This window comes from Nocardia glycosmidis (assembly GCF_052545115.1).
Genome location: NZ_JBQWRH010000007.1, coordinates 23,529 through 44,237, shown reverse-complemented (window position 1 = coordinate 44,237; position 20,709 = coordinate 23,529). Strand labels below are relative to the sequence as shown.

The window sequence follows — 20,709 nt, the reverse complement described above, 5'->3', positions numbered from 1 at the left end:
CCGCGACTGTCGCCGGCCAGGATCGCTACCGCATCCGCGTTGGACACGCTGGGACCCTGCTATGTAATGATTACGGTCGTCAACATTCAGGCATATGACACCGCGTGGTTCAGGGAGATCATGAACGAAGCGATGAGATCGACATACGAGACCCTGATCGTCGAGGACAACGACGGCGTCGCACTGGTCACGGTCAACCGGCCGGCGGTGCGCAACGCGATCAGTCAGGAGGTCCAGGCCGACCTGCGCTCGGCCCTCGCGCAGTTGCATGACGACGCCGAGGTGCGGGCGGTTGTCTTCACCGGTGCCGGCGGACGCGCCTTCGTCGCGGGAGCCGACATCCAGCGGTTGCGCGACTACACCAAGCAGACCGCTCTGCAGTCCCGGATGCAGCGGTTGTTCGACGACATCGAGGCATTCGAGAAGCCGACCATCGCCGCCGTCAACGGTTTCGCCCTCGGTGGAGGCTGTGAGCTGGCTATGGCGTGCGATATCAGGATTGCGGCACAGAGCGCGCGTTTCGGTCTTCCGGAGACCGGTTTGGCGATCCTGCCGGGAGCCGGTGGCACCCAGCGGCTCACCCGGCTCGTGGGGCTCGGGCAGGCCTTCGACATGATCCTTACCGGTCGCATCGTGTCAGCGTCCGAGGCGCTGTCGATGGGGCTGGTCTCCCGAGTCGTCGGCGATGACGACCTCCTCGCGGTGGCGCACGAGGTAGCGACCACGATTTCGGCGAAGGGTCCGCTCGCCGTACGCCTGGCCAAGTTGGTCATGCGCACCGGCGCGGACGTCGACCAGCGCAGCGGCCTCGTGGTCGAACGACTCGCCCAGGCGCTGCTCTACGAGAGCGAGGACAAGCGAGAGGGCGTCGAGGCCTTCCTGAGCAAACGTTCCCCAACCTTCACCGAAAAGTAGGTCTGTTCATGGATATCCAGCGTGTACTCGTAGTCGGCGCCGGGGCGATGGGATCTCAGATCGCCCTGGTCTGCGCCCGTGCCGGACTGGCCGTGACCTGTCATGACATTGACGAAACGCGGATCGAGGCGGCCCGCCACGACCTGCGGGAGCGCAGTGACCGCGATGTCGCCAAGGGGCGGCAGTCCCGAGCCGACGAAGACGCCGCGTGGCAACGCCTCACCTTCGGCACCGACCTGGCCGGACTCGCCGCCGAAGCCGATTTCGTCATCGAAGCGGCGGTGGAGAAGCTCGACATCAAGCGCTCGCTGTTCGCCGACCTGGATCGGCTGACGCCGCCCCACGCGATTCTGGCCACCAACTCATCCAGCTTCGTGCCGTCCAAGCTCGCCGACGCCACGGCCCGCCCCGGTCTGGTCTGCAACGTCCACTTTTTCAATCCCGCACTGGTGATGAAGTGTGTGGAGGTCGTGGCCGGACCGCAGACCACGTCCGAAACGGTCGAGGCGGCGGTCGAGCTGGTGCGCCGCTTGGGCAAGACACCGGTCGTGCTGGACAAGGAGATCCCGGGCTTCGTCGCGAACCGGATCCTCAACGCGGTTCGCGACGAGGCGGTCTTCCTGTACGAGAGCGGAGTCGCCTCCGTGGAGGCGATCGACACCGCGTGCCGCACCGCCCTCGGGTATCCGATGGGGCCGTTCGAGCTGATGGACCTGACCGGCGTCGACATCGGCTATTTCACGAAGCAAGCGCGCTACGCCGAGACCGGCGACCCGCGCGATGCGCCGTCGAAGAGCGTGCGGGAGATGGTCGAACGCGGCGATCTCGGCCGCAAGACGGGGCGCGGGTGGTACGTCTACGACGAGAGCGGGCAGAAGATTGCTCCGGCCTGACATCACTTCGACGAGCGGGTTGCCTTGTCGGGCGCCAGGCCGGCTCTGATTCCGATCGCCGCTGCCGCACTGCGGTTGGCGACTTCGAGCTTCTTGAGTATCCCTGCGACGTGAAACTTCACCGTGCTCTCGCTGATGCGCAGTTCATCGGCGATCGCCTTGTTGCGGTTGCCGATGGTGAGATACGACAGCACTTCGAGCTCACGCGGGTTCAGCGCGGTGAGTCGTCGGTCGTCGGGGTGGCCGGCGGGTGCCGCGTCCAGCGGGAGGTTCAGCGTCACCCGACTGCCCCAGCCGTCGATGGCCTCGATATCGACTCGTCCGTTCAGCGTGCGTACCCGGCCGGACAGTTGGCGGGCCAGAGCGCGGCGGTCGATGCCGCCGTTGCCTTGATCCCGGACCTCGATGAGTAGATCCGAACCGTCGCAGTCCCAGGCGATCCGCAATCGAGTCATCGCCGTTTGGGCCGCGAAGGCCAGCACGATCGCCCGAACCAGGGCGCGTGCGGCATGCGCTACTTCACCCGGGAGCGGACGTCCGTCAGCGGGCGGTTCCACGTATTCGACCTGCGCGTCGCTGTGTCGCAGCAGTGGGCGCAGTTCGCCGCGCAGCCGGGCGAAGGCGGTCGTGACCGCCTCCTCGGACAAGGTGCGGTTGGTGTCGTTTGCCGAGCGCAGGTCGACCAGCGCGGCCGATGCGGTTTCCGCGGCGGTGGTTCGTGAGCGGCGATCGTCGAGATCGTTGGAGCGCAAAGTGGCGAGAATCGACGCCAGGGTGGTCGCGTGCGTCTCGCTCAATTCGGCGATGATGCGGGCGCGCTCACTGGACGCTGCCCGCGCTTCGGCGAGATAGTCGGGGCTGGCTTGGGTGACCTGCTGCTGGATCGAGGTTGCGACGATGCCGAACGCCGCTTTCAGCGCCGCTGTGTCGGTTTCCGTGCCGGCGTATTGTCCGCTCTTGCGGACGAGTACGAGCAGGGAGTCGGTGCGGTCGCGCACCGCCTGGATGTCACGCACCGCGCCACCGATCTGCGCCGCGCCGGCGAAGTAGGTATCGAGGACCATGGATCGCTTGAGGGTCTCGAGTTCTTCGATGGTGATACGCCCGACGATCTCCGGGTCACCGGCGAGTTTGCGTGGTCTGCCCGTGCATTCGAGAGTGAATATCGCCAGCGCGTCGTGGGGCAGAATCGGACCGAGAAAACGTGAGAACCGGGCCGCGATCTCATAGAGCGGCCCGGTGATCACATTCCGTATTTCGAGCAAGAACTCGGCGCTCGACCGTACAGCAACCAGCACCTCACCAGGATAGGGCTGCTGATCCACCCTGCCGGACCGGCCTCGATTTCCAGGTGCACGGTCGATCCGGCGATCACTCGCGTTCGTCAGTGCCCGCGCGCGATCCATTCCTCGAGGTGGGGCGCTTCGTCGGCGATTGTGGTGCCGCCGCCGTGTCCGGTGTAGACCAGAGTCTCCTCGGGAAGGGCGAAGATGCGTTCGCGGATGGAGCCGATGATCGTGGGAAAGTCCGAGTACGAGCGTCCGGTGGCGCCGGGGCCGCCGGAGAACAACGTGTCACCCGAGAACAAGGCCCCGGCTTCGGGCAGGTAGAGGCAGACCGAACCCGGCGAGTGGCCGGGAGTGTGCAGGACCTGCAGTTGCGTGCCCGCGATCGCGACCCGCTGTTCGTCGGAAAGATGCCAGTATTTGCTGCCCGGGTGGGTCATCTGCCACAGCGGATCGTCGCCGGGGTGCAGCAGGACCGGCGCGTGCAGGTCCGCGCCCAGCTGAGGTGCGAACGTGACGTGGTCATTGTGGCCGTGCGTGCAGATCACTGCGACGACATTGCGCTGCCCGACGGCTTCCGCGATGGGTTTCGCGTCATGTGCGGCATCCACGATGACGACCTCATCGTCATCGCCGATCAGCCAGATGTTGTTGTCGACGTTCCAGCTGCCGCCGTCGAGTTCGAAAACGCCCTCGGTGACGACCCGGTCGATGCGCAGGTCCCCACTCACAACACGACCACCGAGCGCAGCACCTTGCCGGCGTGCATGGCGTCGAACGCCGCCTCGATCTCGTCGATCTTGATCCGGTCGGTGACGAAGCGGTCGAGGGGCAGCCTGCCCTGCTGGTACAGGTCCACCAGCGCGGGGAAGTCGCGCTCGGGCAGACAGTCGCCATACCAGGAGGACTTCAGCGCGCCGCCGTGCGAGAAGAAGTCCAGCAGCGGCATGTCGATCCGCATATCCGGTGTCGGTACACCCGCGAGGACCACGGTCCCTGCGAGGTCGCGGGCATAGAACGCCTGCTTCCAGGTTTCAGGACGACCGACCGCATCGATCACGACATCGGCGCCGAAGCCGCCGGTGAGTTCCTGCACCGCGGCCACCGGATCGGTGTCGGCGGAATTGATCGTATGCGTCGCGCCCAACTCTTTCGCCCAGGCGAGTTTGGTGTCGTCGCGGTCGATGCCGATGATCTTCGAGGCGCCGGCAAGACGGGCTCCCGCGATCGCCGCATCACCGACACCGCCACAACCGATGACCGCGACCGAGTCGCCACGCCCGACAGCACCGGTATTCAACGCGGCGCCGAGGCCGGCCATGATTCCGCATCCGAGCAGTCCGACCACGGCCGGATCGGCGGTCGGGTCGATTTTGGTGCACTGCCCCGCGTGGACGAGGGTCTTCTCCGCGAACGCGCCGATTCCGAGCGCGGGCGTCAGCTCGGTGCCGTCGACCAGTGTCATCTTCTGCTTCGCGTTGAACGTGCTGAAGCAGTATTGCGGCCGACCCCGCTTGCAGGACCGGCACTGACCGCAGACCGCACGCCAGTTCAGGACGACGACGTCGCCGACCGCCACGGAATCGACTCCCGGCCCGACGCTCTCCACGGTGCCTGTTGCCTCATGGCCGAGCAGGAATGGGAACTCGTCGTTGATTCCGCCTTCGCGATAGGTCAGGTCCGTGTGGCATACCCCGCAGGTCGCGATCGCCACCACCACTTCACCGGGACCGGGATCCGGAATCACGATGTCGACGAGTTCTACGGGTGCGCCCTTGGAGCGTGCGATAACGCCTTGTACCTGCTGGGGCATTGGGGTTTGTTCCTCCGGAATCGACGGCGTAAACATGCGCTCAGACGCATGCAAGTGTGACAGTATCGTCGTTCGACCGCTCGGCGAACTAGTCGAAAGTTGGGAAATTTCTCGTCCTTCGATCAGGTTGGGCGGATCGCGGCCGGGCAGATCGCGGCCAGGCGTTCGGACAACCTCCGCGGCGAGTTGGTGGCCGGCACTGTCCGATGCCTGGAGTGCGATCCGAAGCGAGAGTAGCGCCGCCGACTCGCGGCTGCTGCTCGCGCGTGCTGCAGCTGATCCGTCGGCGACGACGGGGCCCGGAGCGGAAGCCGAGGCGCGGACGGATCGCGATTGCGGTATCTCGGGTGATCGTCAAGCGATGCCGAAATCTTTGATCTTGCGGTACATGGTGGCGCGGGAGACACCGAGGGCCTGTGCTGCCGCCTGTTTGTCGCCGCCATTGTCCTGCAGGCTGCGGACGATGGCGTCGCGTTCCATCGCTTCGAGCGGGGTGAGGGTGCGCCGGATGAGGGAATGGCATTCGGGCGGCAGCTTTTCCGCTGGGATGACGCCGGACCGTTGCCGGGTCAGTGTTTCGGCCAGCACGCGCCGCAGTTGCGTGACGTTGCCGGGCCAGGGCAATCGGGTGAGCTGACGAAATGCGGCGGACGACAACCGAACATCGCGGTCGCGAGTGAGTTCGCGCAGCAAGTGCGGCACGAGTTCGTCGAGGTCTTCGATGCGGTGCCGCAGGGCGGGCACGGTGACGGTGTGCATGAAGAATGGCAGCAGCAGTGCCTCGGCGACCGCGGAATGGTTGGTGGAGGTCATGGTCGCGGCGATCCAGCCGCGCCCGGCGCAGGACTGCAGGATGGTGGACAGCGGCTCGATGACGTCGTCGGGGAGCCGGTCGATGTCGGCGAGAACGATGTCGAAATCGTCTTCGGCGGTCGCGGCGGTGAGCGCGCTGAGCACATGGTCGGCGGTGGTGCGGCCGCGGATGCGCAACACCCGCACGGTTCGGTCGGGCCGGACATGGTGGGCCACCATTTCGGCGAGTTTCGTACGGCCCGAACCGGGTTCCCCGTCGAGGGCGACCCAGTCCCGGTCGGTGCAACAGCGTTCGACCTGCTGTGCGCTGCGCCGCAATGAGCTGCTGCGACCGGCCAGGCCAGGTATCGGCGGCGCCTGGACTCGATGACCGGCAGTCTGGACCGACGAATCGTGGGCGATCCCGACGTGCACGATGATGTCGACGCGGTCGCGGCGAACGCTGATGCGTTCGGCCACTGTCATTTTCGCGACTCGTCCGCTGGGTAGCACGTTGACCGCGGTGCCGCTGGACAGCCGCCGCAGATCTGTGGCGTGTTCGAGGACGACATTCTGGTCGCGGGTGTCGAGCGAATGCCGCAGGTACCGGTTCATCAATACGATGTCATCGCCTACGGCCACGACTCCGGAGGGATAGCGCCGGCACTGGCGCAGGTATGCCTCCAGTAGCGCGGCTTCGGTTTCGGTTGCCAGTGCGCTCATTCGGTCTTCGATCTGGCTGCCCGCCGATCGTGCGAGTGCCAGCAGCAGCGGATCGGACCGGCCGGCCCAGCAGGTCAAGTCCAGCACACCGACGATCCTTCGGGAAATCGGATCACGGATCGGTGTTCCTGCGCACGCGAGGCTGCCGAGGGGGCCGAGATAGTGCTCGTCGCCGAAGATGAGGGTGGGGCGTCCGGTAGCCAGTGCTGTGCCGATGCCGTTGGTGCCGACGAATTCCTCGGCGTAGCTGTAGCCGCGCGCCAGTTGCACCTCATCGAGCGCGCGCATGATGGCCGGTTCGGACGTAACCCGTTCCAGCACCAAGCCGTCGGCCGAGGTGAGGATGACGCTGACCGTCTGCGCCGCCAGGTCGTCGGCGAGCCGGCGCACCACCGGCAGTGCCGCGATCGCGAGCGGGGCATCCAGATCGGGTTCGCGCACGAAAGGGGGGTCGACGCGGTCGGGATGAACCCGCAGGGCCATCGAACGGTGCCAGGAATCGAGCACTGTGGCGTCCACCGATGCCTCGTCGGCCCGGCCGTCGGACAGGAATTGTTCGCGCGCGCGGCGCAACCGACTGCTGTCGGGGGTGTACATCGTCGTTCCACCTCGTCTTCTTCGCTACGGCGCCAAGGCTACTCCATCTCAATGTGAGACAGATCTCAACTTGAGACGCACTAGGCATGATTCGAACGGTGTCATAGGTCACAGCACGGATGGCTCCACCCAGGAGGACACATTGAGCAGACAGAGCTTGAGCAAGGCTCACAAGAAGATCACCGAACTGTCGTGGGAACCGACCTTCGCGACCCCGGCGACCCGGTTCGGCACCGACTACACCTTCGACAAGGCGCCCAAGAAGGATCCGCTCAAGCAGATCCTGCGCTCCTACTTCCCGATGGAAGAAGAGAAGGACAACCGCGTCTTCGGCGCCATGGACGGCGCAATCCGCGGCAACATGTTCCGTCAGGTGCAGCAGCGGTGGATGGAGTGGCAGAAGCTGTTCCTGTCGATCATCCCGTTCCCGGAGATCTCGGCCGCCCGCGCGATGCCGATGGCCATCGACGCCGTGCCGAACCCGGAAATCCACAACGGCTTGGCCGTGCAGATGATCGACGAGGTTCGCCACTCGACCATCCAGATGAACCTCAAGCGCCTCTACATGAACCACTACATCGATCCCGCGGGATTCGATATCAGTGAGAAGGGGTTCGCCAACAACTACGCCGGCACCATCGGGCGTCAGTTCGGCGAGGGCTTCATCACCGGCGATGCCATCACCGCGGCGAACATCTACCTGACGGTCGTGGCCGAAACCGCCTTCACCAATACGCTTTTCGTGGCGATGCCCTCGGAGGCGGCAGCCAATGGCGATTACCTGCTGCCCACGGTGTTCCACTCGGTCCAGTCCGACGAATCGCGGCACATCTCCAACGGCTATTCGATCCTGCTGATGGCGCTGGCCGACGAGGACAACCGCCAGCTGCTGGAGCGCGATCTGCGTTACGCCTGGTGGAACAACCACTGCGTAGTCGACGCCGCCATCGGCACCTTCATCGAATACGGCACGAAGGACCGCCGCAAGGATCGGGACAGCTACGCCGAAATGTGGCGGCGCTGGATCTACGACGACTACTACCGCAGCTACCTCATCCCACTGGAGAAGTACGGCCTGAACATCCCGCACGATCTGGTGGAGGAGGCGTGGAACCGGATCGTCAACAAGGGCTATATCCACGAGGTCGCCCAGTTCTTCGCCACCGGTTGGCCGGTCAACTACTGGCGCATCGACCCGATGACCGACCAGGACTTCGAGTGGTTCGAGGACAAGTACCCGGGCTGGTACAGCAAGTACGGCAAGTGGTGGGAGAACTACAACCGGATGCGCTACCCCGGCCGGAACAAGCCGATCGCGTTCGAGAATGTCGACTACCAGTACCCGCACCGGTGCTGGACGTGCATGGTGCCCTGCGTGATTCGCGAGGACATGGTGACCGAAAAGGTCGACGGTCAGTGGCGCACCTATTGCTCGGAGACCTGCGCGTGGACCGACATCAAGGCGTTCCGGGCCGAATACGAGGGTAGGCCCACGCCGAATATGGGCCGCCTGACCGGTCATCGGGAATGGGAGACCCTGCACCACAACCAGGATCTCGCGGACATCGTCGCCAAGCTCGGATACGTCCGTGACGACGGCAAGACGCTGATTCCGCAGCCGCATCTCGAGCTCGACGACCAGAAGAAACTCTGGACGCTGGACGACCTGCGCGGCATCAACTTCCAGAGCCCGAACGTGCTGCTCAACGAGATGTCCGACGCCGAACGCGACGCGCACGTCGCCGCCTATAAGGCGGGCGGCCCGGGTGGGCGCCCCGCCGCGGTCCCGACACCCGCATGAGAGCCGGCCGGACTGCTCAGGTGGCCCCGGGCAGTCCGGCCCACCCGGTGGCGGCGCGACCGCACGCTCGCAGCCGCCACCGGGCCCCCGCGCACTCGCAGAGAAGAGATTCCCATGGGTGAAACCCATCGCATCAGATTCGAACCCGTCGATCTCGAAATCGAGGTCGCCGAGGACGAGACCATCCTCGATGCCGCGTTCCGGCAAGGCGTTTCGCTGATGCACGGCTGCCGCGAGGGCCAGTGTTCGGCATGTAAGTCGTTCCTGCTCGACGGTGATGTGCAGATGGACCGCTACTCCACCTTCGCCCTCGCCGACTACGAGAGCGAGGAAGGCTATGTGCTGCTGTGCAAGGCGCACGCCTACAGCGACTGCGAGATCGAACTGATCAACTTCGATGAGGACGAGCTGCACAATGCAGTTCCACTGCAGCAGGTTCGGACGAAAATCATCGAAATCGCGGCACTCACGCACGACATCGTCTCGCTGAAGCTCGCTCCGATCGAACCCGGCCGCTACGAGTTCAAACCGGGGCAGTACTCGGAGGTGCTGATTCCCGGCAGTGACGAGCACCGCTCGTTCTCTATGGCGACCACGCCCACTACGTCCGACGGCATCGAGTTCATCATCAAATGCTATCCGGGCGGGCGCTTCTCGGCGCTGCTGGCCGACGGGCTGGTCGCCGGCGACGAGTTGGAGCTGCGCGGACCGTACGGATCGTTCACGATCAAACCCGATGCCACGCGTGACATCGTCTGCATCGGCGGCGGCGCGGGTATGGCTCCGATTCTGGCGCTGCTGCGCCATCTCGCGGAGATCGAGAGCGGCCGGCGGGTCCGGTTCTACTACGGTGCCCGCACCGAAACCGACCTGTTCTATCTCCCGGAGATCGCGGAGCTCGCCACCGGTCTGGCCGACTTCGCCTTCGTACCCGCGCTGTCGGAACAGACCGCTGCCGATTGGGACGCGATCGGCGTCCGTGACGGCGACTTCGGATTCGTCACCGATGTGGTCGATCGCCGCGAAGCCGATCTGTCCGACACCGACGTCTACCTGTGCGGGCCACCGCCGATGGTGGACGCCGCGCTGGCTCTGCTCGACGGCAAAGGCGTGCCCCGAGAGCGCATCCATTTCGACAAGTTCACGACTGCGGTTTCGCAGTAGGTCCGCCAGAGAAAGTGAGTACCGAAAGATGAGCGCACCCGCCACCGAACGATCCGCGAAAGCCAAACCGCCGCGTAGCTTCCCGAAACCACAATTCACCGATGCCGAAGCCGGCGCGCTGGAATTCCCGAGCTCGAACAGCCGCTCCTACAACTACTTCACGCCGGCCAAGTTGCGGGCGACCACCTACGAGGACGTCACCTTCGACGTCCAGCCCGATCCGGATCGCCACCTGACCCAGGGCTGGATCTACGGCTTCGCCGACGGTCCCGGCGGGTACCCGCAAGAGTGGACGGCGCTGAAATCCTCGGACTGGCATCGCTTCCGCGATCCGAACGAGGAGTGGGAGCAGACGATCTACCGCAACAACGCCAACGTGGTGCGGCAGGTCCAGCAGAACCTCGAGAACGCCAAACTGGCCGACGCCTACGGCTCGTGGACGCCGAGCTGGGCCCGGTTCGTCGAACGCAACCTCGGTGCCTGGATGCATGCGGAAAACGGCTTGGGGCTGCATGTGTTCACCGCGGTCCAGCGCTCGGGCCCGACGAACATGATCAACACCGCCGTCGCCGTCAACAGCGCGCACAAGCTGCGCTTCGCCCAGGACCTCGCGCTCTACAACCTCGACCTGAGCGAATCCTTGGATGGTTTCGACGGCCAGTCGCACCGCACCGTGTGGCACGAGGATCCGGCCTGGCAGGGCGTGCGCCGCAATGTCGAGCTGCTCACCGCCGCCGACGACTGGGCAGAGGCCGTTTTCGCCACCAACGTCGTCTTCGAGCAACTGGTCGGGGTGCTGTTCCGCAGCCACCTCGTCATGCAGATCTCCGCGCGCAACGGCGACTACGTGACCCCGGGCCTGGTCGGATCCGGCGAGAACGACTACAACCGCGACCTGGCCTACACCCGGGCGCTGTTCACCTTGCTCACCCGCGATGACCTGCACGGTGAGCACAACCGTGAGTTGCTGGGGGAATGGCTGGCGAAGTGGGTGCCGCTGAGCGTCACGGCGGCCCGCGAACTGCAGCCGATCTGGTCGCATCCGCAGGAACGCACCGTGCCGTTCGCCCAGTCTTTCGAGGCTGCCAAGGCCGGCTTGCGCAGTGTGCTGGCCGACCTCGACCTGAAGATCGACCTCGATCAGATCAAGGAGCTGTCCTGATGAGTACCGCTATGGAATTCGGCGCGGGCGTGGGCTCGTCCAACAAGTGCGGCGTCACGCTGATGAACAATCAGAACGGCTATGTGGTCGCGGAGGTGATGAGCAGCAAGGACGGCGTCGCGATCACCGAATACCCGTCGATGATCCGCGTCGACGGCACCGGTGTACTCATCTTCGATTTCGATGAGATCACCGACGCGCTCGGCGCACCGTTCGACCAGTCCGATTTCGAAGAAATCATGTCCACCCATTACGGCCGGATGGTGCATTTCGACGACCGGACCATGTTGTTCGCCAATCCCGAAGATGCCGCCGAATACATCGATTTCGACCTGAAACCGGTGCGATGACCCGCAAGATCCCGGCGGGTCATGCCACCGGTGGCCTCCAGGCGGCGATTGCCCGCCTGGAGGCCACCGGGTGGCGGGTCGAGGAGATCAGCTTCTCGACCCTCAACCCCGGTGCATCGAGTACGACGAAAGATCAACGGAGACAGCATGTATGAGAAGAACGGCGAGCGGTACTTCATTGTCGACGCGCACATCGCGCTGTGGGACGCTCGGCCGGAGAACCAGCGCAATATCCACGGCAAGCAGTTCATCGACTGCTTCTACGACTACCACCGCAACCTGAGCCCGGAAACGGAGTTGTGGTCCTACGAGGAGTACCTGTACCAGGGCGGCGAACGCTTGCTGAAGGACCTGTTCGTCGACGGCTACGTCGATCACGCGATCTTCCAGCCCGCCCGGCTCGGCGAGTTCTATTACAGCGGGTTCGGACAGACCGAAGAAGCATTCGCATTGGCCCAACAGCATCCGGACAAGCTGACCTACAACCACAACTGGGATCCCCGCTTCGAAGCGGCAGGTCTGGAACAGCTGCGCCGCGACGCCGAACGGTTCGGCCTGAAGGGTGTCAAGCTCTACACTGCCGAATGGCAGGGCGATTCGCGCGGATACAAGCTCGACGATCCGTGGTCCTACCGTTATTTCGAGGCGTGCCAGGAACTCGGGATCAAGAATATTCACATCCACAAGGGCCCGACGATCCGTCCCCTGGACCGCGATGCCTTCGACGTCGCCGACGTCGACACCGTGGCGACCGACTTTCCGGAGTTGAACTTCATCGTCGAGCACTGCGGGCTGCCGCGGTTGGAAGACTTCTGCTGGATCGCCACCCAGGAACCGAATGTGCACGCCGGGCTCGCCGTGGCCATGCCGTTCATCCACACGCGACCCCGGTATTTCGCGCAGATCATCGGCGAACTCCTGTACTGGCTGGATGAGAACCGGATCCAGTTCTCCAGCGACTACGCGCTGTGGACGCCGAAGTGGCTGGTGGAGAAGTTCGTCGACTTCCAGATTCCGGAAGACATGACCGAGTACGCGCCGATCACTGTCGAGCAGAAGAAGAAGATTCTCGGGCTGAACGCGGCCAAGATGTACGGGCTAGAGGTGCCGGCCGGCCTCGAGGTCTCGGACCCGGCGGTGGTGTGAGATGGCCGCGTCTGTCGTCGATCGAGTCTGGGCCGCGCTGGACACGGTGCGCGACCCGGAATTGGATGAATCGGTCACGGCGCTGCGATTCGTCTCCGAGGTCCGGGTCGATGAGAACGGCGAGGCGCGGGTGCGGTTGCGGTTGCCGACGTACTTCTGTGCGCCGAACTTCGCTTACCTGATGGTCGCCGATGCCCATGACGCGGTGGGCTCGGCCGACGGAGTCACGGCGGTCACGGTGGAGTTGGAAGACCACTTTGCCGCGCAGGAGATCAACGCCGGCGTCGCGGCCGCCGCCGGGTTCGTCGGCAGCTTCCCGGCACAGGCCGCCGCCGAACTCGGCGAGTTGCGCGTGCGCTTCCTGCGCAAGGCGTATATCGCCGCGTTGGAGCGCGTCATCCGGGCATTGGGAGCGGCCGCGGCGCTGCCCGATGCGCCGGATCAGTTGCGACTCGGCGATGTCCCCGACGGACCGGATCGGGAGTCGCTGCGGCGGCGCCGCGCCGGAATCGGACTCGGCTGGCAGGCCGGGGACCCGCTCCTGGTCGACGAATTCGGCCAGGCCATCGCGCCGCAGGAGGTCACGAAATACCTGCGGTTCGCCCGCACGGTGCGGGTGAGCATCGAGGGCAACGCACATTTCTGCCGTGGTCTGCTCGCGACCAGATACGGCGATCGAGAAGGAGCAACGCTATGAAGGCTGTGCAACTGCCTGCCTACGAATCCAAACCAGAACTTGTCGAGGTTCCGGACCCGCGTATCGAGGGCCCGCTGGACGTGATCGTCCGCATCGGCGGCGCCGGGGTGTGCCGCACCGACCTGCATATCATCGAGGGCCAGTGGGCTGGCAAAAGCGGTGTCGCACTTCCCTATACGATCGGTCACGAAAACGCGGGCTGGGTTGAGGCGGTGGGCGCGGCAGTCACCAATGTGGCTGTCGGAGATCCGGTGATTCTGCACCCGCTGATCACCTGCGGACTGTGCCGGGCCTGCCGTGACGGTGACGACGTGCATTGCGCGAGTTCGCAATTTCCGGGTATCGACACCGATGGCGGCTATGCCGAATACTTGCGCACTACTGCCCGGTCGGTGGTGAAACTGGATCGCGGTCTGGCGCCGGCCGATGTCGCCGCCCTGGCGGACGCCGGACTCACCGCTTATCATGCGGTCGCCAAGGCGGCTCGGCAGTTGCGGCCGGGCGACACCGCCGTGCTGATCGGTGCGGGTGGACTCGGCCATATCGGCATTCAGGTATTCACCGCGCTGTCACCCGCGAAAACCATTGTCGTCGACCGGTCTTCGGAGGCGCTGGCGCTGGCCGCGGAAATCGGCGCGCACTACACCGTGCTCGCCGACGGAAACGAGGCGGAGGCTGTGCGGGAGCTGACCGGCGGCCACGGCGCCGAGGCAGTGCTCGACTTCGTCGGTGAGGGCGGCGCGATCGAGGCAGGCGTGGCGATGCTGCGCCGTGCGGGCAATTACTACGTCATCGGCTACGGCGGCGTGCTCTCGGTGCCGACGATCGACATCATCTCCACCGAAATCAATTTCATCGGCAACCTGGTCGGCTCGTACAACGACCTGGTCGAGCTGATGGCGCTCGCGGCGCAGGACAAGGTGCGCCTGCACACCACAAAATATCGCCTCGCCGACTTCGCCACGGCGCTGCGCGATCTCGACGCCGGACAAGTCAGGGGCCGGGCGATTCTCGTGCCCTGACCGGGGCTGATCCATCGTTTTATCTCAGGAAAAGGTGCGTGCGACATGGCAAAGGAATTACGTTTCAGCGGAGACGCCCGCGGACGGCTCGAGGCGGGTGTCAATGCCCTCGCCGACGCGGTGAAGGTGACGTTGGGCCCGAAAGGCCGCAATGCGGTGCTGGAAAAGCTCACCGGCGCCCCGACGATCACGAATGACGGGGTCACCATCGCGAGGGAGATCCAATTGCGGGATCCCTTCGCCAACATGGGAGCCCAGTTGGTCAAGGAAGTGGCGACCAAAACCAACGGCGTCGCGGGCGACGGAACCACGACCGCTACGGTGCTGGCCCAGGCGATGGTGCGCGAGGGGCTGCGCGCGGTCGAAGCCGGCGCGAATCCCATTCAGCTCAAACGCGGTATCGAGCGGGCCACCGAGGCGGTCGTGGAGGTGCTGCGCGAGCGCAGCCGCCCCGTCGACGGAGTCGACGATCTGCGCCATGTCGCCATGCTGTCGGCCAACAACGACTCCGGAATCGGCGATGTCATCGCCGCCGCGCTGGACCGCGTAGGCGCGAATGGCGTCGTCACCGTCGAGGAGTGGCCGCAACTGGGGCTCAGCCTGAGCTATGTCGACGGTCTCGAATTCGATCACGGCTATCTTTCGCCCTACTTCGTGACCGACAAGGAACGTATGGAGTCGGTGCTGGAGGATGCTTATGTCCTGCTCACCAACCAGAAGATCTCGACGGTCCAGACGCTCATGCCGGTGCTCGAGCAATTGCAGCGAGCGAAGCGTCCGCTGCTGGTGCTGTGTGAGAACATGGACGGCCCCGCACTGAACATGCTGGTGACCAACAACGTTCACGACACATTTCGATCGGTGGTGGTTCGCGCTCCCGGATTCGGTCACCGCCGCATTGCGGAATTGGAGGATCTCGCGGTCCTGCTCGGCGGCACCGTGGTCAGCGACGAATCCGGACTGGCGCTGGAGAACGTGCGCATCGAACATCTCGGACGGGCGAAGAAGGTCACCGTCACCGAACGGTCCACCACCGTTGTCGACGGCGCCGGGTCTCCCGCCGAGGTGCTGGCCCGGATCGGTCAGCTCGAGCGCGAACTCGAACGCGCCGAGAACGACCACGATCGCGACAGTCTGCAGTTGCGGATCGCTCGCCTGTCCGGCCGCGTCGCGGTGGTCCACGTCGGAGCCGCCACCGATGTCGAGCTCAAGGAGAAGCTGCACCGGGTGGAGGACTCCCTCTCGGCGACCCGCGCGGCGATCGAGGAGGGCGTCGTAGCCGGCGGCGGCACCGCACTGCTCCAGGCTCAGGAGTCCCTGGACCTGCTCGAACTCACCGGCGATGCCGCCGAGGGACGGGAGATCGTGCGCCGTGCGGTCGAAGAACCGCTGCGCTGGATCGCCATCAACGCGGGGTACGACGGTGACGAGACGGTCGCGAATGTCGCGAAACTTCCGGTCGGACACGGTTTCAACGCGGTCACCGATGCCTACGTGAACATGTTCGAGGCCGGCGTGATCGATCCGGTCAAGGTCACGCGCTCGGCGCTGCAGAGCGCGGCCTCGATCGCGGCTCTACTGCTGACCACCGAAACGCTCATCGTCGAAGAGGTCGTCGTCAACCCCGGCGCGATCATCGCGCCCGGATTCGGTGATCTGGCCGAAGGTATGGTGCGGCCCTCCAACATCTACTGAACCAACATCTACTGAACTCAGGGGTCGTGATGAACCGCCGTTCGCGATTCACCCTGGTGTCCGACGACGTCGCCGATGGCAGCAAGCTGGACACCCCGCAGTTGAGTGCGCTGCTGGGTGCCGGTGGAGCTGACATCTCCCCGCATCTGCTGTGGTGGGGAGGCCCGATGTACACCGAGAGCTACGTGGTCACGATGCACGACCGGTCGGTGGGCACACCGACCGCGTGGGGCCTGTGTCACTGGGCGATGGTGGACATCCCGCCCGGAGTCACCGAACTGCGCACGGATGCCGGGCACCCGACCGGCCGCGGGCTGCCACGCCCCGCGCGTCACATGGTCAACGACTTCGCGTTACGGCGGTACGTCGGAGGGGTACCTTCACCCTCCAGCGGTGCACGGTCCTACGTCGTGACCGTGCATGCGGTGGATGTGCCGAGGCTGAACATCTCGGACGAGGCCAGCTCCGCTTTCCTCGACCTGATGGTGCAGCGGCACACCATCGATCGCACGACGATTACTGTTGCTTGTGAACATCCATGAGCCACATCGCGTCCAGTTTCCCCGGCCACCGCCTGCGGTGGCCGGGGCTGGGCTGTGTCGCGGCAGCCCGGCACCCGATTCGACTGGACGCCCACGATTTGTGAAAGGACCGAAATGATCTTCATCGTCGTGAAGTTCCGCACCAAGCCCGAATGGACCGACCGATGGCTGGACCTGGTCGCGCCGTTCACCGCCGCGACTCGGTCCGAGGCGGGCAACCTGTGGTTCGACTGGTCCCGCAGCGTGGACGATCCTGCGGAATTCGTCCTCGTCGAAGGGTTCCGGGACGCCGATGCGGGGCGTGACCATGTCACCAGCGAGCATTTCCGAACGGCGATGACCGAGCTGCCGCAAGCCCTCGCAGCCACCCCCCGCATCATCAGCCAGTCGATCGATGCGACCGGATGGTCCGAGCTGGGGGAGATGACGGTCGCGTAGCCGGATCGCTGTGCGGTCGCGGCGCGGGACGACAACATCGCCGTCGTCGAGCGACTGAGCGAGCGCGAAGGCGGCGGCACCGAAATCGGCCGGCTGGGGGCATTGTGGTGCCGGCTGCTGCAGCCGTTGCCGAAATGCGCTTGAACTCCCAGCCTGAGCAGGTCCACATCAAAATTGGTTCATCCGGGGCCGGCCTGTGGGGTGGCGGACGGTGCGCCGACCAAGTGATCCGCCGCCGAGCCGATGAATACCGCGCGGACGATCCTCCATCGCCGATGACGACGCTCGCCCGCACCTTGCCGGGGGTGCGGGCGAGTGGCCCGGGGGGTGTGGGCGGGTGGCCGAACGACTGCTGTTCGGCCACCCGCGCGTCGGGTTTCCTCGCTGTCGGCGGGTGTACCGAGCCATCCGCCGTCACCTGGCCGGCGCAGTCGAGAACCGGCGCTGCGTGGGCCGACCGGTGGGAATACCTCACTCCCCGACAAACTGGGGCGAGCGCTTGTCGCGGAACGCCGCCAGCGCCTCGCGCATGTCCGCGGTCCGGGTGGCCAGCACCTGATTGCGGTTTTCCAGCTCCAGCGCCGCCTCCAGCGACGCGGCGTCGACGTTGGTGTGGATCACCTCCTTGGTGAGCGCCGTGCCGACCGGGCTGTTGCTCCGGATCTGTTCGGCGATCTCGAGTGCCCGGTCGATCAGGTGCTCCGGTTCGCAGATGTCGGTGACCAATCCGATCCGCAATGCTTCCGACGCGTCGACGAACCGTCCGGTCAACAGGATCTCGGCGGCGCGACCGAATCCGACCAGCCGCGGCAGCGCCCACGACGTGCCGAGATCGCCGCCGGAGAGTCCGATCCGGACGAACGCGGCGTTGAATTTCGCCGTGGCCGAAGCGATTCGGATATCGGCGGCCAGCGCCAGGCTCAGCCCCGCCCCGGCGGCCGGGCCGTTGATCGCGGCTATCACCGGCGTCGCCATCCGGGTGAAGCCCGAGACCGACCGCGCCCACGACTGCTGGCCACGCAGCATCTGCGCCGCGGACATATCCGGCAAGGTCGCCGCCTGATCCAGGTCCAGCCCGGCGCAGAACCCACGTCCGCTGCCGGTGAGGATCAAGGCTCGAACGTCCTTGTCCGCCTCGATTTCTCGTTGCAGCTCGACGAATTCGTCGAACATGTCGAAGGTGATGGCATTGAGCCGAGTGGGCCGGTCGAGATAGGCGAGCGCGATCCCCGGGCACGGCCGTTCGACGCGCAAGGTCGTGTAGTCGACCATGTGAGGCTCCTTTTCGCGAACCACGATCGATCCCATTTCGGTTCAACGGCTGATGATTTCGCTCATGATCGCGGTGGTGTCAGAGACCTCAACGTACTGAGTGCTTGGGAGCCGGGTCAAGGCGAAGCTGCCGAGTCGGCGCTGTTGAGAGCGGTGCGCACACTCTTCCGCACAGAGTGGATAGTCATGCCGCTTGGTGGATAGCGCAAATTCCGAAGAGGTTGTAGCCTTGCTTCCCGGCAAGAGGAGAACGCGATGGATGATCTTGCAAAGAAAATCGCCGCAGGCTGTCCCGCATTCACACCGGGCGGGACCAGGCCGTTGCGAGTGGTGAACCAGCTGCACCGATCGCCGGCAGATGTGCCCGCTGAATGGAAATATGTCGACGCGGGATCGCCACGGTAGCCGGCCCCTCGCGGGGGAGAGTGAGAAAGCAGTGAACCTCGCTGGAACATCGGTCCCGCAGCAGCATCTCATTCACACCGATGATCTCGATATTTTCCGGACGGCAGTGGCGAGCTTTTTGACGGATCATCGCGTCGGTTTGGTCGAGCCATCGGTCATCGATGCGAGCTTCAGTGCGGTCAGCGTCAACAAGCTCACGCTGCTGCGGATCGAGTACGGGGCCGCCGTTCGGATCGAGGCAGACGCGCCGGAGCGGCCGTTCTATATCCTGCAATTGCCCTTGCGGGGATCCGCGCTGGTCGTGTCCGGCCGCGAGAAGGCGCTGTCGACACCGGAACTCGCTTCGCTGCCCGATCCCCGACGGGGTATCACAATGAAGATGGCGCCCGACTGTGTGCAGATCGCCCTGCGGGTGGAAGCGGATCATCTCCAGCGGCATCTCCAATCGCTGATCGGCCGGCCCGTGCTCGAGCCGATCATCTTCGATCTCGGCATGGACCTGCGGACGAGCCGGAGCCGAAGTTGGCGCGCGTCGCTGGATCTGCTTCTCGCCGAGACGCAGCGCAGCGGGGGGCTGCTGGAGCACCCGTTGGTGGCCGCGCAGATCGAGAGCCTCGTTCTCACCGGTCTGCTGCTCGCACATCGCCATAACTACAGCGCTGCCTTGCAAGCTGAACAAGTCCCCGGGGCACCGCGTCCGGTGCGGCAGGTCCTGGAACGCATCGAAGCCTATCCCGAGCGGCCGTTCACTATCGAGGAACTCGCCACCGACGCCGGCGTGACTGTCCGGGCCCTGCAGAAAGGGTTTCATGATCTCCTCGGCTGTTCGCCGATGGCCTACCTCCGCGAAATACGGCTCAACCGGGCCCGGGAGGCGCTGATAAATGCGGATCCCGGGTCTGGCGCCAGCGTGACCGATATCGCGCTGACGTGGGGTTTCATGCATCTCGGTCGGTTCTCTGTGGAGTACCGCAGGCGATTCGGCGAGTCGCCATCGCAGACATTGCGACGGTAACCGGAGAAATGTCCTGGTCTGCCGGATTCTGCCTATCGGATTTGCATTCCGGAACCGTTCGCCGGCTAGAGTTTTCCGGAATTGCGATGCTCGCCGGTGATTGCCGGACGCGCTACACCGAGCGACGCCGTGGCGCGCAGTTCGTTCTGGTATCGGAATGCTCGAGGAACCAGCCAGGGGTGCCGCGATGCCGACCGGCGCTTGGGGCACGGTTGCTCTCCTGCACGTGGATGGAAAGTATTGCGGCTTTCGATAGTAGCGCTGCGCAGACCGGTCGAATAGCCACAATACGTACGCATTGTCCAGATCGGCGTCGTGTCCGGAAAATGAGCACGCCAGGTAGAACGAATGGACAATCCGGCCGTTATGTGGATATTGCAACTACGGATCGGTAGGTACGTTGGCCTTCCACGTAGAGAAGAGCCGTGCGGATCTCAGTTGATATAGGGAGCGATCCATGGATGAAAAACAGGAATCGGTCGTGTTGGTGACCGCCAGTGAGCGGGAAACCGTGTGGTTCGGGTCGAGTCTGGTCGATATCATCGCCGGGGGCGAGCAGACCGGTGGCGCGTATGCGATTTTCGAGATGCTCGGGCCGCCCGGTGACGAGGTGCCATTGCATTTGCACACCGAAGAGGAAGAGGCGTTTTTGATCATCGACGGTGAGCTGACCATCTGGGTGGGTGATCAGACCCGAGCTCTGCAGCCCGGGGATTACGCGTTGATGCCGCGCAACGTCGCGCACTGTTATTCGGTGACTTCCGATGTTCCGGCCCGGTGGCTCGCGATCACGTCGCCGGCCGGGTTCGAAGGGTACACGCGGGAGATCTCGACGCCTGCCACCGAGCGCCGGCTGCCCGAGCCGATGGCGTTGGACCCGGAGGTGCTGGCGAAGCTGGCCATGGCGGCCAAGAAGTACGGGGTGCAGTTTCTCGGCGCTCCCGGCATGCGGCCGACCGATCTGACGGACTAGGTGGCTGC

At 64.9% G+C, this 20,709-nt stretch carries 19 protein-coding genes; 14 read left to right on the top strand and 5 right to left on the bottom strand.

Annotated elements, in window-relative coordinates:
* Positions 1–132: 132 nt before the first annotated feature.
* Both ACT86A_RS10875 and ACT86A_RS10870 read left to right on the top strand, forming a co-directional pair.
* Positions 133–915, top strand: a complete 783-nt coding sequence (locus tag ACT86A_RS10875; RefSeq protein WP_445091933.1) for an enoyl-CoA hydratase/isomerase family protein — start codon at positions 133–135, stop codon at positions 913–915.
* Between the two features lie 8 nt (positions 916–923).
* The gene (locus tag ACT86A_RS10870; protein WP_445091932.1) at positions 924–1,808 is read left to right on the top strand and encodes a 3-hydroxyacyl-CoA dehydrogenase family protein; all 885 of its coding nucleotides are present in this window, start codon (positions 924–926) and stop codon (positions 1,806–1,808) included.
* Positions 1,809–1,810: 2 nt separating this feature from the next.
* On the opposite strand, the gene ACT86A_RS10865 is transcribed toward ACT86A_RS10870, so the two are convergent.
* The 4 genes from ACT86A_RS10865 to ACT86A_RS10850 all read right to left on the bottom strand — a co-directional run bounded on the left by ACT86A_RS10865 (position 1,811) and on the right by ACT86A_RS10850 (position 7,019).
* Positions 1,811–3,106, bottom strand: a complete 1,296-nt coding sequence (locus tag ACT86A_RS10865; RefSeq protein ID WP_445091931.1) for a LuxR C-terminal-related transcriptional regulator — start codon at positions 3,104–3,106, stop codon at positions 1,811–1,813.
* A gap of 86 nt (positions 3,107–3,192) precedes the next feature.
* Positions 3,193–3,825: an MBL fold metallo-hydrolase gene (locus ACT86A_RS10860; protein WP_445091930.1), complete on the bottom strand. Its 633-nt coding sequence runs from the start codon at positions 3,823–3,825 to the stop codon at positions 3,193–3,195.
* Entirely contained in the window at positions 3,822–4,907 is a 1,086-nt protein-coding gene (locus tag ACT86A_RS10855; RefSeq protein WP_445091929.1) for an S-(hydroxymethyl)mycothiol dehydrogenase, read from the bottom strand. The genes ACT86A_RS10860 and ACT86A_RS10855 overlap by 4 nt, the downstream gene beginning before the upstream one ends.
* Before the next feature lie 354 nt (positions 4,908–5,261).
* The gene (locus ACT86A_RS10850; protein WP_445091928.1) at positions 5,262–7,019 is read right to left on the bottom strand and encodes a sigma-54-dependent Fis family transcriptional regulator; all 1,758 of its coding nucleotides are present in this window, start codon (positions 7,017–7,019) and stop codon (positions 5,262–5,264) included.
* Between the two features lie 142 nt (positions 7,020–7,161).
* Between ACT86A_RS10850 and ACT86A_RS10845 the strand changes: the two genes are divergently transcribed.
* From ACT86A_RS10845 to ACT86A_RS10800, 10 genes are all read left to right on the top strand, one after another.
* Positions 7,162–8,820 carry a ferritin family protein gene (locus tag ACT86A_RS10845; protein ID WP_445091927.1) on the top strand — a complete coding sequence of 553 codons (1,659 nt, stop codon included), beginning with the start codon at positions 7,162–7,164 and terminating at the stop codon, positions 8,818–8,820.
* A gap of 114 nt (positions 8,821–8,934) precedes the next feature.
* The gene (locus ACT86A_RS10840) at positions 8,935–9,984 is read left to right on the top strand and encodes a 2Fe-2S iron-sulfur cluster-binding protein (protein WP_445091926.1); all 1,050 of its coding nucleotides are present in this window, start codon (positions 8,935–8,937) and stop codon (positions 9,982–9,984) included.
* 28 nt (positions 9,985–10,012) lie between these two features.
* Positions 10,013–11,146, top strand: coding sequence for an aromatic/alkene monooxygenase hydroxylase subunit beta (locus ACT86A_RS10835; protein WP_445091925.1), 1,134 nt, complete (start codon positions 10,013–10,015; stop codon positions 11,144–11,146).
* On the top strand, positions 11,146–11,496 hold the full coding sequence (mimD, locus tag ACT86A_RS10830; RefSeq protein ID WP_445091924.1) for a propane 2-monooxygenase effector subunit MimD: 351 nt from the start codon (positions 11,146–11,148) through the stop codon (positions 11,494–11,496). Before ACT86A_RS10835 ends, mimD begins: the two co-directional genes overlap by 1 nt.
* Before the next feature lie 147 nt (positions 11,497–11,643).
* Positions 11,644–12,642 (top strand): amidohydrolase family protein, encoded by a 999-nt coding sequence (locus ACT86A_RS10825; protein WP_445091923.1) that lies wholly within the window; start codon positions 11,644–11,646, stop codon positions 12,640–12,642.
* Position 12,643: 1 nt separating this feature from the next.
* The gene (locus ACT86A_RS10820; RefSeq protein WP_445091922.1) at positions 12,644–13,339 is read left to right on the top strand and encodes a metal-sulfur cluster assembly factor; all 696 of its coding nucleotides are present in this window, start codon (positions 12,644–12,646) and stop codon (positions 13,337–13,339) included.
* Positions 13,336–14,361 (top strand): NAD(P)-dependent alcohol dehydrogenase, encoded by a 1,026-nt coding sequence (locus ACT86A_RS10815; RefSeq protein WP_445091921.1) that lies wholly within the window; start codon positions 13,336–13,338, stop codon positions 14,359–14,361. Before ACT86A_RS10820 ends, ACT86A_RS10815 begins: the two co-directional genes overlap by 4 nt.
* Positions 14,362–14,406: 45 nt before the next feature.
* The gene (gene groL / locus ACT86A_RS10810) at positions 14,407–16,056 is read left to right on the top strand and encodes a chaperonin GroEL (protein ID WP_445091920.1); all 1,650 of its coding nucleotides are present in this window, start codon (positions 14,407–14,409) and stop codon (positions 16,054–16,056) included.
* Between the two features lie 29 nt (positions 16,057–16,085).
* On the top strand, positions 16,086–16,598 hold the full coding sequence (locus ACT86A_RS10805) for a YbhB/YbcL family Raf kinase inhibitor-like protein (RefSeq protein ID WP_445091919.1): 513 nt from the start codon (positions 16,086–16,088) through the stop codon (positions 16,596–16,598).
* 114 nt (positions 16,599–16,712) lie between these two features.
* Complete coding sequence (locus ACT86A_RS10800) at positions 16,713–17,036, top strand: putative quinol monooxygenase (protein ID WP_445091918.1); 324 nt, start codon at positions 16,713–16,715, stop codon at positions 17,034–17,036.
* 471 nt (positions 17,037–17,507) lie between these two features.
* On the opposite strand, the gene ACT86A_RS10795 is transcribed toward ACT86A_RS10800, so the two are convergent.
* Positions 17,508–18,308 carry an enoyl-CoA hydratase/isomerase family protein gene (locus tag ACT86A_RS10795; RefSeq protein WP_445091917.1) on the bottom strand — a complete coding sequence of 267 codons (801 nt, stop codon included), beginning with the start codon at positions 18,306–18,308 and terminating at the stop codon, positions 17,508–17,510.
* Between the two features lie 379 nt (positions 18,309–18,687).
* Between ACT86A_RS10795 and ACT86A_RS10790 the strand changes: the two genes are divergently transcribed.
* Together ACT86A_RS10790 and ACT86A_RS10785 are read left to right on the top strand one after the other, a co-directional pair.
* The gene (locus ACT86A_RS10790) at positions 18,688–19,728 is read left to right on the top strand and encodes an AraC family transcriptional regulator (protein WP_445091916.1); all 1,041 of its coding nucleotides are present in this window, start codon (positions 18,688–18,690) and stop codon (positions 19,726–19,728) included.
* Positions 19,729–20,185: 457 nt separating this feature from the next.
* On the top strand, positions 20,186–20,701 hold the full coding sequence (locus ACT86A_RS10785; protein WP_445091915.1) for a quercetin 2,3-dioxygenase: 516 nt from the start codon (positions 20,186–20,188) through the stop codon (positions 20,699–20,701).
* The last annotated feature ends 8 nt before the right edge of the window (positions 20,702–20,709 follow it).